The sequence below is a fragment of the Arcicella gelida genome, assembly GCF_034931025.1.
GTDB classification, from domain to species: Bacteria; Bacteroidota; Bacteroidia; order Cytophagales; family Spirosomataceae; genus Arcicella; species Arcicella gelida.
This window is the reverse complement of record NZ_JAYGIL010000002.1, coordinates 242,926-259,045: the sequence shown is the minus strand read 5'-3', so window position 1 is coordinate 259,045 and position 16,120 is coordinate 242,926. Positions and strand designations below refer to the sequence as shown.

Sequence of the window (16,120 nt, the reverse complement as noted above, 5' to 3'; positions counted from 1 at the left end):
TATCCTGATATTTTTAAAGGAGCTTTAAAAGTAAAAAAATCCCTCCAGTCTAGTGAGAAATGGAGGGATTTTTGATTTATTCAGCCAATGATTTTTTAATTCTTTCAACGGCTTCAACGAGTGTGGCTTTCGGACAAGCGAAGTTTAATCTGAAAAAACCTTCGCCTTTGAAAATCTTTCCATCCATTATTCTTACACCCGCTTCAAGGAATTTCTCTTGGATATTTTCGATACCTGTGTCTCTGGCATCAATCCAAGCCAAATAAGTGGCTTCTAAAGGAAGAAGTTTTAACCCTTTATAGCCATTCAAGGCTTCGTACAAATAATCATGATTTTCTTTGAGGTAATCAACCAAAGCCAAACGCCAATCTTCACAATCACGATAAGCCACAAATGCGGCTTCTTGTGAGTAACGAGTAAGTGGCGGGAAAAATCCATGTTTGGCTTTTTCAAATTTCTTACGAAGTTCAGGGTTAGGAATAATCGCAACTGAGCAACCCAAGCCCGCAATGTTAAAAGTTTTAGAAGGAGCCATCAAAGTAATGGTTCTGTCGGCTGCTTTTTTACTTAAACTTGCGGTGGGAATATGTTTTTTCTGAATATCTAAAATTAAATCAGCGTGAATTTCATCAGAGCAAATCACAATGTCGTGTTTTTCACAGATGTCAACCAATTTTTCTAGTTCTTCCTTGGTGAAAACTGTTCCGCCCGGATTATGCGGATTACACAGCATAAACAATTTTGTTTCAGTAGTAATTGTCGCTTCCAAAGCTTCAAAATCGAAAGTCCATCGTCCATCAGCTTCAATCATCGGGAACGTCTGCAAATTTTTATCGACATAAGCTGGAGCTAAATGAAAAGGATGATATACAGGAATAGCAGTAATAACAGCATCACCAGCTTCGCCGATGGCTTTACAAGTAGCATAAATAGCAGGAACTAAACCGGGAATCCATACTTGCCATTCTTTTTCAGTTTCCCAGTTATAAAGATTTTTTAGACGGTCTTGAAAAAGGTCTTTCAACTTTTCAGGAACAATAGAGTAACCAAATACTCCGTGTTCTGTAATGTTATTAAGTACTTCTAAAATAGGTTCAGGACATCTAAAATCCATATCAGCCACAGGCATAGGAATGACATTCTCAGGGTCATTGAACATATCCCATTTCTGAGAATCGGTGTTTTTTCTATTGATGATTTCGTCAAAATTATATTTCATGTATTTATTGAGGGGAGATTGGTTTCTGAAGTTTTAGCATAAATGCCTTGAATCTCAAAGAAAGAATTAATACAATAAACATCAATCCTGCATTGATGGTAAATGCTAATTGGTATGAATGATTGATACTAAAAACGAGTCCTGTCATGACTGGTCCTAATAATGAACCGCCGCCTTCAAACATATTAATTGTTCCGTTAATTTTTCCAGCAGCAGCTAAGCCAAAGGTTTTGATAGCTATCAGATTGTACAAAGAGTATATTCCTCCCCAACTTATAGCCATGAGGGCAATTGAAGGAAATATGAATTGAGTATTCATCATAGAAAGACCAAAACAGCCCATCATCATCATGATACAACAAATCGAAAATACTAAGTAAGGATTAATGTAATCTGAAAAAATAGAAATAAATAATTTGGCTAAACCAGCCATGATAAAGTATAAACTGAGGTAAAAACTTGCACGAGTTTCGGTAAACCCTAGTCCGACTAAATGCAAAAATACATTGGCAATTGTGCCAACCAAACAGTAAAAAGTAATGAAGCCGCAAAGACAAATTAACCAAAAAAGATGTGTTCGGGTAGCTTCTTGGTAAGTCATTCCTTCTATGAGTAAATTACTTGTTGTGTTTTCGTTGCCGAGTGCTTTGACGGAAATATCACTTGGTGAATTTTCTACCACAAAGTAAATATAAACCAAAATTAAAGCTGGAAAAGCTGCTAAAATCATAAACGATTGTCGCCAGCCGAATTCACATAATAAGTAATGGTTGAAAGGAGAGAAGATGGCACTTCCTAAGCTTGTTCCAATCAAAACGATACCTAAAGCCAAGCCCTTTTTCTCTTTAAACCATGAAGAAACTAAAATAATACAAGAAACAGAACCAGCCGTTATCATGGATAGACCCAACAGAAAATGAATAAAATAGGCTTGATACTTGTTGGTGACAAAACTGTATGAAAACAAAGCGACGGCTAAAACAAAACTACCGAAGAGCATCATTTTTTTTACTCTGATTTTGTCGATGATAATACCCGAAACTAAAATAAAAAAAAGCGTAACGCTGTTGGTGATAGATTCTCTAAGTTTTAATTCATCACGTTTCCAATGAAATTCATTGATAAAAACTTTATCGAAAACAGAAAGAGAAGTTGTAGTAAGTCCGTTGATGACAACTAGAATCAATAATCCAGAAAAACAAATGAGCCAAGGGTAAAAATTATTCTTTTCGTAAAGGATTTTGTTCATCATTTCTGAATTTATGGAGATACTCAAATTTAATGTATGTACATCATATCTGTAAACTATTCCATTGTATCACAGGTTCATTTTTGATGATGAAATGCCGTAAATAAAAAAAATGCTTAAAATGTAAAAAAATATTCTTGGAATATACATAAACAGATTGTAGTACTTATTGTATATTGCATTTTTACACGTTACTTAATATTTGAAAATACTAACCACAGCAGATTATATTGTAAATCAGTTGATTAATTGATTCGTCAGTCAAATAGTCAACGCTTGTTGAAGAATCTTTAATTTTAAATCACATGAAGAGGTGACTAAGTAAAAGAAATTATGTCTAAAATGTTAAATTGTGCAAGTGTTTTTGATGAAAAAACAAAATTCAATTTAGGTTTTAGCTTTTTCTTTACAAATAGCCATTTTTATCTGAATTTGCTTTTTCTTAGATTTACAGATAATTCATTCATCAACAGCATATAATCCTTAATTTTTTATAACCGCCATGAATATTTTACCAAAACTCAGTTTGATTTGGCTGCTTTTCCTTTTCAATACTTCCAATGCCCAATATCTTGAACCTTCACTCGAACACGCTCCTTCTAATTGGTTTAATTTAGATTTTTCAGACGATAAAGTAAGGGGAATTAGTACTGAAAAAGCCTATCGTAATATTTTAAAAAATAAAAAATCAAAGCCCGTTATTGTCGCAATTATTGATTCAGGTGTTGATATTCTTCACGAAGATTTAACCAATAAAATTTGGGTAAACACAAAGGAGATTCCTAATAATGGCATTGATGATGATAAAAATGGCTACATTGATGATATTCATGGATGGGATTTTTTAGGTGGAAAAAATGGAGAAGATATCGCTAAGGAAAGCTTAGAAATTACCAGAGAATTTGCTCGTCTTCAAAAAAAATATGAACACTTTAATGAAACGACAGCTCTTGCTGCTGAGGATAAAAAAGAGTACGATTTATACAAAAAATATAAACAAGAATATGATAGCAAGTTAAAAGATGTAAATGAGCAAGGTGTTTTTGTGATTAACTTATATCATAAATTCATCAATTCGAAGCTTCTATTAACGCAACATTTGTCTGTAAAAGAAATTACAAAAGCTGATTTGGCTAAAATCACGAGTAAGGATAGTGAGGAACTAAAGAAAGCTAAAAGAGTATTTGAATTGATTTTGGATTTAGGACAAGATGAAACCAAGCTTCAAGAAGCATACGAATATTATGACACTCAACTGAATTATGGTGTAAATCTTACTTATAATCCCAGAGGAATCGTTGGTGATGATGTAAATAATATCCAAGACAGAAATTATGGAAACAATGAAGTGAAAGGTCCTGATGCTCGTCACGGAACTCATGTTGCTGGAATTGTTGCAGCAAATCGTAACAATGATTTTGGCATTGCTGGCGTGGCTGACAATGTTCAGATTATGGTGATTAGAGCTTTGCCCGATGGAGACGAACGTGATAAAGATGTAGTAAATGCGATTTTGTATGCGGTTGAAAATGGAGCAAAAGTAATTAATATGAGTTTTGGAAAAACTGTTTCTCCTCAAAAATCAGCGGTTGATGAAGCCGTTAAATTTGCACAATCGAAAGGCGTTTTGTTGATTCATGCGGCAGGAAATGAAAATCAAGATATTGATACGAAAGAAAATTATCCAACAAAACATCTTTTGGATGGAAGTGAAGCTGATAATTGGATTGAAGTAGGAGCAACCTCATGGATGCAATCGACCAATACAGTGGCTGAATTTTCTAATTATGGACAAAAAACTGTGGATGTTTTTGCCCCAGGAGTAGATATTCAATCGACTGTTGTGGGTTCAAAATATGAAGATTTGAGTGGCACAAGTATGGCTGCACCTGTTGTTTCGGGTTTGGCAGCTTTATTGATTTCATTTTATCCAACTTTTACTTATAAGCAAATCAAACAAATTATTTTAGAATCTTCCATCAAATTAGCACAATTGAAAGTTGCTCGTCCGGGTTCTTCAGAATTAGTTGAGTTTGGAAAGCTTTCTTCAAGTGGAGGAATTGTAAATGCTTATGAAGCCGTTAAATTGGCAGAAAAATTAGAGAAAGACGCATTGAAAAATTAGAGTCTAACAGTTCAGGATACAAAAGTTATTTAGCGTGCCAGAATGAGATTTTATATTCTCTATCCATAATTGGCATTTTATCTAAATTATCGTTATTTTACGAAATCTTTTGTTCGAAATTTTAAATGGATTTCATCAAGATTTGCTTGATTATTTTGAATCACAGAAAAAATATTTCTAAAACTGTTATTGCCTTGCAGAATGTTAATTAAGACAAGCGCTACAGATTTAACCGTCAAACCATGTCTATCGTTAGCAATAATATAAAGTATCTTCGTCGATTAAATGGACTTACTCAAGAACAATTCTCTCGAAGAATTGGCATTAAGCGCTCGTTGTTAGGGGCTTATGAAGAAGCAAGAGCCAATCCGAATTTAGAAAACCTCAAAACCATAGCACAAGTATTTGGTACTTCTGTCGATTCATTGATTAAGACTGATATTAGAAAAATTCGTGAAACGCCCGGCATTAGTTTAGGGCAAAGTACTACGGGTATCATGGAGCAAGTAAAAGTGCCTGTGAATGATGCTGTAAGTACTTTTCAGAAGAAAGAAGAGCCATTGCCAATTGCTAAAATTATTGATGAGTATTTTCAAAAAGAGGAGGAAGAGCAGCCGATTAGAAACGAAAATCAATTTGTTCATAATCGAGTAAATTATACAATTCCTGAGCAAAACTTTTCGTCATTTTCTGAAAATCAGCATAATAACAATAATAAATCGCTGAATGAAATTCCTCACAAAAGTTTTGAAATCAGAATTCCTTACGTAAAAAGAACACAGATTAAAGATTATCTAGCGAATTATACCAAAACTGAATACATCAAAACGCTGGCTACTTTTTCCATGCCTTTTGTGAATTCGGAAAAGAGTAGAGCTTTTGAAATGGGAAGCGATTTCCCTTTACAAAATTCAATTGTAATTGGCAATGCCATTGACCATTGGACGAATATTCTGGATGGAAAATTTTACATTTTAATCACTCCCCAACAGGGTGTTATTTACAGAAGAGTTTATAATCAGATTAAAGTAAAAGGCACTTTGTTGCTCAGTTCTGATGATTCTTCGATTCCAAGTTTTGAAATCTCTTTGAAATCAATTGCTGAAATTTGGGAAGTATCTGCTTTTATGAGTAAAGAATTACCAGAACCAAGAATATCCTTAGAAAGGGCTAAATCACTTATAGAAGAATTGAGTTTAGAGCTTAATCAATTGAAGTAAATTAAAAATCCACAAATAAGTTTTGTGGATTTTTAATTTATTGTTTAGGTCTAAACTCTTTCATAATCTCTTGATTACAAATGAGATATGGCCCTTCAAGTAAATCAATACAGTATGGAACAGCTGGGAAAACAGCGTCTAAACATTGACGAATCGCCTTTGGTTTTCCGGGTAAATTGATAATTAAAGATTTCCCTCTGAGCCCAGCAGTTTGTCTGGATAAAATAGCAGTTGGAACATATTTTAAGCTTTCTGCCCTCATTAATTCACCGAAACCGGGCATCATTTTATCGCAAACGGCTTCTGTAGCTTCTGGGGTTACGTCTCTTTTGCTTGGGCCAGTTCCACCAGTTGTTACAATTAAACAACAGTTTTCAATATCAGCCATTTCAATTAAGGTCGCTGAAATTAAATCTTGTTCATCAGGAATTACTTTATAAACAGTTTCAAAAGTAGAGACTAAGTAATCCTTTAGCGTTTCAACGACAGCTTTTCCCGGAATGTCTTCATAAATTCCAGCACTAGCTCTGTCTGAAATATTGATAACTCCAATTTTAATAAGTTCTTGCATAAATTTTAGATATGCTTCTCAAAGCGTTTTCTTTCAAAATTTTAAATATAGTGTAAAATTTTTTGAGGAATAGCGTTTGATGAGTTAATTTGTAAATTACGCATTAGATTTTTTCTTTTATTTAAAATTACTCAACAACGATATGGTTTTTTTACAATCAAAATTGCCCGAAGGTGCCGAGAAACTATTCTCATTATTGTTTCTAATATTACTATTGGGTGCTTTGTATATTGCTTTCAAGATTTTCAATAAAAATAAAAAGTAAAGTTAAGGTTTTTTAATGCCATCCCAACAGGTAAAAAAAGCCATTTCTAGGTCTGATGAAGTCATTAGAAACTCTCCTGACAAACGAAGCTTAATCAATGAACTTGCACTTCCAGTAACCATCGCAATTAGTATTTTAGGAGGAATATCTCTTACTACTTGTGTGAAAACTGCTTTTCTGAGAAAATCATAAATGGGTTGTTCAAGTCGAGTAATATCCTCTTTTTTGAGCATGCCAATGTACGGCGAATTCATGAACTGTTCTAAGAAATAAAACTCTTTTGGATTAGTAAAGTAGTAATTAATCATTTGAAGATAAAAACTACGAAAACGGTCTTTGAAAGGTTTGGTGGGGTCGTCGTTACGAAAAATATTCTGAATAGATTTTTCACGTTTATAAACGTACAATGCACAAATGAGTTCATCTTTACTTTTAAAGTAGTGATAAATAGTGCCTGCTGCTACATTTGCTTTTTTAGCTACTTCAGACATGGGCGAGCTGTGGAATCCATGCTTAGAAATAAGTTCTAGGGTTGCTTGAAAGATGGCTTCTTTTTTGTCGAAATCTTTAACAGTATTCATAAAATAGTGGAAGGAAGGTAAAATTGAGTTTTAAGCGTGTGTAAGTGATTTTTGAAATTTGGCTTTAAATATAGATTAAAATTGGGAATAATTAAGTAATTCTATGAATTTCTTAATGTTAATCTATGGTAATTTATTATTTTTAGCTTTTTGGCATAATCTTTTGGCTTAACTTAAATAAAAAGCGATTGATAAAAAACTAAAAACTAATTAAAACAGTATATTTGAAAAATGCAATTTTGTAAATTGTGTTGCATGAATTTTAAGCCTTATAATTAAATGAAAGTAAGAAATCCAAGAACAGGTATATATGATTATGAAATCTCTCCACTCTCTTTTGAAACACTCCAAATAAAGGCCAATGCAATGCGTCAGGCTCAGAAAAACTGGCAAGTAATTGGTATTGAGCAAAGAATAAAAACAATTCAGCGTTGGAAAAAGGCATTAGAAAGACACCTTGAAGAAATTACAGAAGCATTAACAATTGATACAGGCAGAAAAATTGAAACCGAATCGGAAATCAATTTAGTAATGGCTGCCATTGATCAGTTTTGTGATTTAGCACATACTTATTTCAAACCAGGAGTACAGACAATTTTTCATAATAATACTTATCATATTGAAGAATTTTCAGAGCCTTTTGAACTTGTTGGTATCATTGGTACTTGGCAATTTCCTTTACAGAATGTTTTCATACAAGTTATTCCTGCTTTATTGGCTGGTAATGCCGTGATGGTAAAGCCTTCCGAAAAAACACCAAGATTTATTAAAGTAATTGAAAAAACGATTAACGAGATTTTACATTTTAATAATCTTATTGATTTTGTGGAAGGTGGGAAAGAGACTGGGGAAATACTTTGTGCCATTACTGATTCTATTTGCTATACTGGTTCAGAAGTGAATGCAAGAAAAGTATATGAGTCAAGTGCAAAGCATTTTATTCCATCAACACTATCATTTGCAGGAAAAGGAGCGGCTATTGTCACTGAAACGGCTGATATAGAACACGCCTCTTCAGCGATTTTGTGGGCTGGTGTTTTTAATGCAGGTCAGTCGGCTGATGCCATCGAAAGGGTTTATGTACATCGTAATATCCATTCTCAGTTTTTATCAAGATTAGTTGGTAAAAGTAATTTATTAACATTGGCGTATCCGAATATTAATCATGGAGAAATCGGACCACTCATTTCTGAAAAACAAGCTACTTTGATTAATGAACAATTGGCTGATGCAGTTAAAAAAGGGGCAGTGGTTGTAGCGGGAGCAGCCAAATGTCTTGTACAAAAAGGAGGATATTATTGTCGCCCAACGATTTTAACCAATGTGAATCACCAAATGAAAATCATGAAAGAAAAGACTTATGGCCCAATTTTGCCAGTAAAGTCTTTCTTAAATGAAGCACAAGCCTTGGATTTAGCCAATGATTCTATCAGTCCGTTCACTTGTTCAGTTTTTGCAGGAAAAGATAGCGAGACAATGAAAATTGCTCATAAATTGAAAAGTAAAACGGTTACTATCAATGATGCTTACTTGGAAAATAGATTTTACGGGAATCAAAAAAGTTCCAATACTTCCCTTGAAATCAAGGCGGAAAATATTGGAACTGATTCATTTAAGAAATTCTTAAAAAATAAGAATTTGATTTTTAGGAAGTAATATTGAAACTGGCAGATTGGTTAGTTATTCAATTTTGAACCTAGCAACCATGATTCCAGTTTGTGTTTTTTTCGGAGCCATATATTCTGCTAGTGGTTTATCACTTACCATTACTCTTTTAAACTCAGAGGAAGCATGTAATAAATATACTCGTCTGTCTTGTAACCTAATGGCAAAACCTTCGTGAGTAATGTCCAAACCATCAATATTTGTAGTAATACCAATAATATCGCCATTCAAGAGTTTGTCTTCAATACTTCTGATTTTTGCTTTAGGGATATAATAAAAATCTTGGTTACTGATTTTATTTTCTACTTTCCTAATTTTTTCTTGAAGTTCAATATTGCTTGCATTAGGATTTTTATCCCAGTTTGCACTGATGAAATTAATATCTTTCTTCAATGGAATTCCTCCCAAACTATGCGTAATATCTTCTAATAGTCCGTCTTGGTTATGCGTATAAATCCAATCAGAAAAGTAATGAATCCTAGACTCATAGCCTTTAATTTGTCCTTTATTGTAATAGCGCAGTCGCTTCAAATAATATTGAAAATTATCAAAAGAAATATCCTTTTTTCGATAAGTCAAACCCATTGCCACACAGCTTTCCACAAAAGTTGAGCAGTCAAATTCCTTGAGGTTTACCACTAATTTCTCCTCATCTTTACTTTCTAAGGTGTAGGCTTTATAAGGTCTGTTTAGGAAACCTTTCGCAATATTGAGTGTGTACTCGTGCATATTGCTACCTTGTGCTTGCTGAATTTTCTTTTGATAAATTTCTTCATCTGATAGTGGTTGTTGAAAACTACTTCCCAGTACCAATACTGATGAAAACACAAAAACCTTGCAAGGTTTTATGAAGCTTGCAAGGTTTTGATTTAAGCTACTAAAATTAATTTTTCTCATGTATTATTTAATCGTTATCGTCAACTCGAAGGGTGAACAAGCCCCCCAAAATCATTAATACTCCTCCTAAAGTAACGATATGTATTGGTTCTAATTGTACAAGTTTCATGAATTTTGGTAAACCCAAACTGGCAATTACTTGTGGAATTACAATAAAAAAATTGAAAACTCCCATATAATATCCCATTTTATTGGCAGGTAAACTCCCTGAAAGCATGGCATAAGGCATCGCCAAAATACTTGCCCAAGCCAAGCCGATTCCTACAAAAGATGGCAATAAAGCGTATTTGGAAGTAACAAACATGATGGAGATAAGTCCTAATCCTCCGGCAGTTAAGCAAATTAAATGAGTTACTTTTCTACCAAATACTTTTGCTAAACTTGGTAAAAACAGTGCAAAAAACATTGAAACACCATTATAAACCAAGAAACAAATCCCGACAAAGTTAGCACCTTGATTATAGATTTCCGAACTGGTATCGCTTGTTCCAAAAATATTTTTTGTTACAGCATTGGTAGTAAAAATCCACATACAGAACAGGGCAAACCACGAAAAGAACTGAACGACAGCCAATTGTTTCATTACTTTTGGCATTTTGAACAAACCATTTATCGTTTCTTTTACTCCGTGCATGAAATTCATTTCATCTTTTTCTTTTTGAAATTCTTCCATGTTTTCAGGTGGATATTCTTTTGTTTTTAGAATTGTCCAAAGAATACAAGCAAAATAAGCAAAAGCACCAATATAAAACGACCATCTAACAGTATCTGGCACGATTCCTTCTGGAGCGGTGTTTTGTACGCCAAAGTAATCTAAAATAGAGGGAAGTCCAGAGGCAATCATTGCACCAACACCAATAAAAAAGGTCTGTACTGAAAAGCCAGTAGTTCTTTGCTCTTTTGGAAGCATATCGCCCACAAAAGCTCTAAAGGGTTCCATTGAAACATTGATAGAAGCGTCCATCATCCAAAGTATAGCACCAGCCATCCAAAGTACTGATGACTGTGGCATGGCAATCAATGCAATAGTTGCTAAAATTGCTCCTGCAAAAAAGAATGGTCTTCTACGTCCCCATTTCGGGTGCCAAGTGCGGTCACTCATGTAGCCGATAATTGGCTGAACTAATAATCCTGTAAGCGGAGCAGCTACCCAAAGGATAGGGATTTCATCAGGATTAGCTCCTAAAGTTGAAAAAATACGGCTTGTATTGGCATTTTGCAGTGCAAAACCAAATTGAATACCCATAAAGCCAATGCTCATGTTAATGATTTGACCAAGGCTAAGGCGGGGTTTGTTTTCTTTTGTCATAAAATGGTTAATGATGTAATTTTAATCCTTCAAATTAATAAAATACTGAAAATATATTCTATTTTTTCTGAGAAATTTCATAAATTAGTGCTGAGTTTGGTTGAATTGTTACAGGAATTGTTTGATTAGCATTTTGATTGAACTGTTCTTTCTGATTGAATTTTCCTTTGAATGTTGATTCTTTACTTGGATTTAGACCCATCGAAGTCCAAGCACCTTCTGGAATTACTAAATCAAATGTTTTACTTTGGAAATGGTCAAAATTACAAACGAATAAAAGTTTTTGCTTGCCAGAATAGCGGAGATAGCTATACACTTTTTTGCGATCGTAATTACCTTGCTGAATATATTGTAAATCAAAGAAAGAACCTGTTTTTACAGCTTCTGAAGTATTCACAAACTTGATTAAATCGCCATAGAATTTTCTTAAATTCTTTTGTTCTTCTGTCAAAAGTTTTCCATCAAATTTGCCATTATTCATCCAAGCTTGATGCGATTTTACTCCCCAGAAATCGAACATTGTAGTACGGTCGTCGGCAGTATTAAAGCCTTCTGGTTCTTTGGCAGATTCCCCTAATTCTTGCCCAAAGTAAATCATAATTGGTCCTGTATGAAGCGTAGCCGTTACAACCATTGCTGGCACAGCAGCCATTGGATACCCTTTAGAGAAAGCTGGTGTATTGATTCGTACTTCATCATGATTTTCTAAAAATCTTAACATGTGTTCTGAAATATCACCAGACTCATGTTGCCAAACACGGGTAATACTTTCTACACTGACATCATGTTTATTTTCTACTAAATGACGAAGTCCATCATACAAACCAACTTTATCGTATAAATAATCAAAACCACCGATTTTGATATAATTGTGATATTCGTTTGGATTATAAATTTCAGCAATGAAAATAATATCTGGATAGCTTTTCTTTACTTCTACAATCGCATATTGCCAGAATTCATAAGGAACCATTTCTGCCATATCGCAACGGAAACCGTCTGTACCTTTTGCTGCCCAGTATTTCAAAATATCAACCATTTTCAACCAAGTATTTGGAATTGGGTCAAAATGTTTTTGTCGTCCATTTTGGATGTCAACGCCATAATTGAGTTTTACAGTTTCAAACCAATCATCAATGGTTGGATGTGAAGAGAAAACATCATTTCCTGAAACTTTCGCTGGACTTTCTAAGTATGGTGCATCTGCTTTTACTGGAGAATTTACTCCTGCTGGAATTTGAAACTGCGTATTTGGTAAATAGTAGAAATTATTTTGTGGGTCGAATGATTTTGTAGTATCATCGGTTTCTGCAAAATCTTTTACTCCTTTCGGTTTCATGTCAGAATGATATACTCTTGCCACGTGATTTGGTACAAAATCCATGATTAATTTCAAATCATTCTGATGAATTCTATCAACCATCGCCGAAAATTCTTCCATTCTTTTCTTAGGCTTTTCAGCAAAAAATGGATTTACATCATAATAATCTTTAATGGCAAATGGCGAACCACTTCTACCTTTTACAACATCAGGATGGTCTTTTGGAATACCATAAGCCGTCAAATCTTCCATCGTGGCATGTTCAATCAAACCTGTCATGTACAAATGAGAATAACCAAAATCCTTAAGTTTTTTCAAGGCTAAATCATTAATATCAGAAAATTTAGTAACGCCATTTTCAGCAGCCGAACCATTGAATTTGTTGGTAGCGTTCTTGTTTCCCCAAAGGTGAAACATCATTTGTAAGATTACTAATTTGTCGTTTTTGCTATTTGTCATATTTTTCGGGACTATTTTTTTGCTGGTTTTCGGGACTATATTTTTGAATTTACTATAATTCTTGGTTTTGGCAATAGCATTTTGTTTTGCACTTGTTGATGCAGGATTTTTCGTCTGTGCATTTACACCCAAAAAGGCAAAAATGAAGCCTAATAAAGTTGCGACTTTGATTGATTTTTGAGACATTTTTAGAATAAAATTTGGGTATTAGGACAGATTAGCACAGATTCGTTTCTTTTAGCTTTATTTTATCTTTGCATAAAATTGCTCATAATTTATGATTTTATTATTAGGAAATTCTTGAAATTATTTGAAAAATTGCATCAGCGATACTCTTTTAAACTAAGAATTCTGAATGAAAAAATCATTTTTTGTCTGTATTTCTTCAGTTTCATTGTATATCCATTAACCATTTCAAAACACATGAAAAAAACAATTCTCTTCATTATTTTCACTTGCTTGTTGACAAGTATGTTCGCTCAAACACCAAGTGTTCAGCGTATTAATCCAAGTAATTGGTGGGTTGGTATGAAAAACCCTAAATTACAACTGTTAGTTTACGGAAAGAACATTGCTGGTAGTGATGTAAAAATCAATTATCAAGGAGTAACGTTAGAAAAAGTTAATCAAGTTGAAAATCCTAATTACTTATTTCTTGATTTAAATATCGCCCCAAATACACAAGCTGGACAAATGTTAATTGAATTGTCAAAAAACATTAAAGTTCAAAAAGGAAAGAAATCTGTCGTTGACCAAATGGTGAAAATTACTTATCCATTTCAACTAAAAGTACGTGACCAAAAACATCAGGAAATCAATTCAAAAGATTTTATTTATTTAATTCTGCCAGACCGTTTTGCTAATGGAGATCCAAGTAACGATAAATTTGCTGACATGGCTGACCCAGAATCCGACCGAAAAAATCCTTTTTTACGTCATGGTGGAGATTTGTTAGGAGTACAAAATCATTTGGATTATATAAAAGAATTAGGAGCAACAACGATTTGGTTGAATCCTGTGGTTGAAAATAACCAGCCACAAACCAATGAAGGAGAAGCAATGCGTTCGGCTTATCATGGTTATGGTTTTACAGACCATTATAATGTAGATAAACGTTTGGGTGGCAATGAAGCTTACAAGAAATTAATCGAAGCGGCTCATGCCAAAGGTTTAAAAATTATTCAAGATGCGGTTTATAATCACGTTGGGATTAATCACTGGATTTTGAAAGATTTACCGATGAAAAATTGGTTGAATCAATGGGATACTTATACGAATACTTCTTATCGTGACGAACCCGTTGTTGATATTTTACATGGTTCTGCCGCAGATTTTAAAGTACAGCAGAATGGTTGGTTTGTACCTTTCTTGCCAGATTTGAATCATAAAAATGAATTTGTTGCCAATTTTTTAATTCAACATGCACTTTGGACAGTTGAAAATTTTGGTATTGATGGCTGGAGAATTGATACTTATCAATACAATGATTTGAATTTTATGAATCGTTGTAATGCTGCTTTGGCTGAAGAATATCCAAAAATGTTTATCACAGGAGAAAACTCCGTACAAAGTGCTTATTCGCAAGCTTATTTTGCCAAAAATAATTTGAATGTACCTTTTAAAAGTACTTTGCCTTCGGCGAATGACTTTGTACTTTTCAACGCAATTAACGATGCACTCAATCAAGGTTTTGATTGGGGAAAAGGATTTAATCGTTTGTATTCAACTTTAGCAATGGATGCTTTGTATGAAGATGCGAACTTGAACATGACTTTCTTGGATAATCATGACATGGACAGATTTTACTCTGTCATCGGTGAAGATTTCAATAAATATAAATTAGGCGTTGGCTTTTTATTGACAACTCGTGGCGTGCCGCATTTATATTATGGCACTGAAAACTTGACGAAGAATTTCAAAAATCCATCAGATGCAGAAGTACGCAAAGATTTTGAAGGCGGTTGGGCAGACGATAAAATAAACAAATTTTTAGCTTCAGGTAGAACTGAAAAAGAAAACGAAGCTTTTGATTTTGTGAAGAAATTAGCCAATTACAGGAAAACCAGCGAAGCCATCACCACAGGAAAATTAACACAATTTTTACCACAAGACGGAATTTATGTGTACTTTAGATATACAGATAGCCAAACAGTGATGGTAATTATGAGCCAAAGTAAAGATGATAAAAACCTTGATACCCAAAGATTTGCCGAAAGAATGTCAGATTTTACTTCAGCAAAAAATATCATGACAGATTCATCGGTTGGAGATTTGAAAAGTTTGAAAATCCCAGCAATGTCTATTACAGTACTAGAATTACAAAAATAAAATATATCCTTACAATGTTTAATTGTGAATGAGTGATTGTGTGAATTGTGAATTAGTTGTGAATGGATAATTTAGAAACTCACTAATTCACAATTTACTAATTCACAATTCACTAACTAAAAATCCACATGACAAAGATTAAAGCTTGCCTTTTCGATTTAGATGGCGTAATTGTTGATACAGCAGTATATCATTTTCAAGCTTGGAGACGCTTGGCGAACGAATTAGGTTTTGATTTTACCGAACATCAAAATGAACAATTAAAAGGCATTTCAAGAATGGAATCTTTAGAATTGATTCTAAACTGGGGAAATGTTAGCTTAACCGAAGCCGAAAAAGTAGAATGGGCAACTCGTAAAAATGATTGGTATTTAGATTTAGTGAAGTTAATGACGCCCAATGAAGTATTGCCAGGAGTAGCTAAATTCTTAACTGATCTTCGTGAAGCGGGAATTAAAATCGCTTTGGGTTCGGCAAGTAAAAACTCAAAATTGATTTTAGAAAGAATCAATATGTTAGATTATTTCGATGCTATTATCGATGGAAATAACATCACAAAAGGAAAACCTGACCCACAAGTATTTTTGATGGGAGCAGAAGCAACCAATGCTTTACCAAGCGAGTGTGTTGTTTTTGAAGATGCCGTAGCAGGTGTTCAAGCAGCAAAAGCAGGAGGAATGAAAGCGATAGGAGTAGGTTCTGCTGATGTTTTAACAGAAGCAGATTTTGTGATTGCTACTTTTGATGAAATGACTTTGGAAAGATTAAACTTTTAATCTTTCCAGAAAAGACAGCTTAGCATAGTAAATTATGTTTTGTTTTTCTCTCCTAAATTGCAAGGTAAATAAAAATTATAGCGATTATAATTGTACTATTCTAATTACTTTTCTAAATAATAATGCTGGCTTTAT

At 33.7% G+C, this 16,120-nt stretch carries 12 protein-coding genes; 5 read left to right on the top strand and 7 right to left on the bottom strand.

Annotated features, from left to right (window positions below):
• Positions 1-76 precede the first annotated feature (76 nt).
• On the bottom strand, positions 77-1,219 hold the full coding sequence (locus VB776_RS01065; RefSeq protein ID WP_323325157.1) for a MalY/PatB family protein: 1,143 nt from the start codon (positions 1,217-1,219) through the stop codon (positions 77-79).
• A 4-nt stretch (positions 1,220-1,223) separates the two neighbouring features.
• Complete coding sequence (locus VB776_RS01060; protein WP_323325154.1) at positions 1,224-2,471, bottom strand: MFS transporter; 1,248 nt, start codon at positions 2,469-2,471, stop codon at positions 1,224-1,226.
• Positions 2,472-2,970: 499 nt separating this feature from the next.
• Here VB776_RS01060 and VB776_RS01055 point away from each other — a divergent pair, with 499 nt between their 5' ends.
• Both VB776_RS01055 and VB776_RS01050 read left to right on the top strand, forming a co-directional pair.
• The gene (locus tag VB776_RS01055) at positions 2,971-4,593 is read left to right on the top strand and encodes a S8 family peptidase (protein ID WP_323325152.1); all 1,623 of its coding nucleotides are present in this window, start codon (positions 2,971-2,973) and stop codon (positions 4,591-4,593) included.
• 242 nt (positions 4,594-4,835) lie between these two features.
• A complete protein-coding gene (locus VB776_RS01050; protein ID WP_323325150.1) occupies positions 4,836-5,813 on the top strand; it encodes a helix-turn-helix domain-containing protein in 978 nt (325 codons plus the stop codon).
• A gap of 37 nt (positions 5,814-5,850) precedes the next feature.
• On the opposite strand, the gene mog is transcribed toward VB776_RS01050, so the two are convergent.
• Together mog and VB776_RS01040 are read right to left on the bottom strand one after the other, a co-directional pair.
• A complete protein-coding gene (gene mog / locus VB776_RS01045; protein WP_323325148.1) occupies positions 5,851-6,384 on the bottom strand; it encodes a molybdopterin adenylyltransferase in 534 nt (177 codons plus the stop codon).
• A 267-nt stretch (positions 6,385-6,651) separates the two neighbouring features.
• A complete protein-coding gene (locus VB776_RS01040; protein WP_323325146.1) occupies positions 6,652-7,230 on the bottom strand; it encodes a TetR/AcrR family transcriptional regulator in 579 nt (192 codons plus the stop codon).
• Between the two features lie 279 nt (positions 7,231-7,509).
• On the opposite strand from VB776_RS01040, the gene VB776_RS01035 reads away from it, so the two are divergent.
• The gene (locus VB776_RS01035; RefSeq protein WP_323325144.1) at positions 7,510-8,886 is read left to right on the top strand and encodes an aldehyde dehydrogenase family protein; all 1,377 of its coding nucleotides are present in this window, start codon (positions 7,510-7,512) and stop codon (positions 8,884-8,886) included.
• A gap of 24 nt (positions 8,887-8,910) precedes the next feature.
• Here the strand turns inward: VB776_RS01035 and VB776_RS01030 are convergent, their stop codons facing one another.
• Genes VB776_RS01030 through VB776_RS01020 form a run of 3 tightly spaced genes read right to left on the bottom strand, consistent with a single transcriptional unit; the run spans position 8,911 to position 13,067 of the window.
• A complete protein-coding gene (locus VB776_RS01030; RefSeq protein ID WP_323325142.1) occupies positions 8,911-9,792 on the bottom strand; it encodes an N-acetylmuramoyl-L-alanine amidase-like domain-containing protein in 882 nt (293 codons plus the stop codon).
• Positions 9,793-9,799: 7 nt separating this feature from the next.
• A complete protein-coding gene (locus VB776_RS01025; protein WP_323325141.1) occupies positions 9,800-11,101 on the bottom strand; it encodes an MFS transporter in 1,302 nt (433 codons plus the stop codon).
• Between the two features lie 58 nt (positions 11,102-11,159).
• The gene (locus tag VB776_RS01020) at positions 11,160-13,067 is read right to left on the bottom strand and encodes an alpha-amylase family glycosyl hydrolase (protein ID WP_323325140.1); all 1,908 of its coding nucleotides are present in this window, start codon (positions 13,065-13,067) and stop codon (positions 11,160-11,162) included.
• Between the two features lie 237 nt (positions 13,068-13,304).
• On the opposite strand from VB776_RS01020, the gene VB776_RS01015 reads away from it, so the two are divergent.
• Positions 13,305-15,209: an alpha-amylase family glycosyl hydrolase gene (locus tag VB776_RS01015; RefSeq protein ID WP_323325139.1), complete on the top strand. Its 1,905-nt coding sequence runs from the start codon at positions 13,305-13,307 to the stop codon at positions 15,207-15,209.
• Positions 15,210-15,337: 128 nt separating this feature from the next.
• The gene (pgmB, locus tag VB776_RS01010) at positions 15,338-15,985 is read left to right on the top strand and encodes a beta-phosphoglucomutase (protein WP_323325138.1); all 648 of its coding nucleotides are present in this window, start codon (positions 15,338-15,340) and stop codon (positions 15,983-15,985) included.
• Positions 15,986-16,120 lie beyond the last annotated feature (135 nt).

What these genes read in the sequence shown, in the direction of transcription:
- VB776_RS01040 (WP_323325146.1), bottom strand. Translation starts at nt 7,230, where the DNA reads ATGAATACTGTTAAAGATTTCGACAAAAAAGAAGCCATCTTTCAAGCA.
- mog (WP_323325148.1), bottom strand. Translation starts at nt 6,384, where the DNA reads ATGCAAGAACTTATTAAAATTGGAGTTATCAATATTTCAGACAGAGCT.
- VB776_RS01015 (WP_323325139.1), top strand. Translation starts at nt 13,305, where the DNA reads ATGAAAAAAACAATTCTCTTCATTATTTTCACTTGCTTGTTGACAAGT.
- VB776_RS01055 (WP_323325152.1), top strand. Translation starts at nt 2,971, where the DNA reads ATGAATATTTTACCAAAACTCAGTTTGATTTGGCTGCTTTTCCTTTTC.
- VB776_RS01025 (WP_323325141.1), bottom strand. Translation starts at nt 11,101, where the DNA reads ATGACAAAAGAAAACAAACCCCGCCTTAGCCTTGGTCAAATCATTAAC.
- VB776_RS01035 (WP_323325144.1), top strand. Translation starts at nt 7,510, where the DNA reads ATGAAAGTAAGAAATCCAAGAACAGGTATATATGATTATGAAATCTCT.
- VB776_RS01050 (WP_323325150.1), top strand. Translation starts at nt 4,836, where the DNA reads ATGTCTATCGTTAGCAATAATATAAAGTATCTTCGTCGATTAAATGGA.
- pgmB (WP_323325138.1), top strand. Translation starts at nt 15,338, where the DNA reads ATGACAAAGATTAAAGCTTGCCTTTTCGATTTAGATGGCGTAATTGTT.
- VB776_RS01030 (WP_323325142.1), bottom strand. Translation starts at nt 9,792, where the DNA reads ATGAGAAAAATTAATTTTAGTAGCTTAAATCAAAACCTTGCAAGCTTC.
- VB776_RS01020 (WP_323325140.1), bottom strand. Translation starts at nt 13,067, where the DNA reads ATGTCTCAAAAATCAATCAAAGTCGCAACTTTATTAGGCTTCATTTTT.
- VB776_RS01060 (WP_323325154.1), bottom strand. Translation starts at nt 2,471, where the DNA reads ATGATGAACAAAATCCTTTACGAAAAGAATAATTTTTACCCTTGGCTC.
- VB776_RS01065 (WP_323325157.1), bottom strand. Translation starts at nt 1,219, where the DNA reads ATGAAATATAATTTTGACGAAATCATCAATAGAAAAAACACCGATTCT.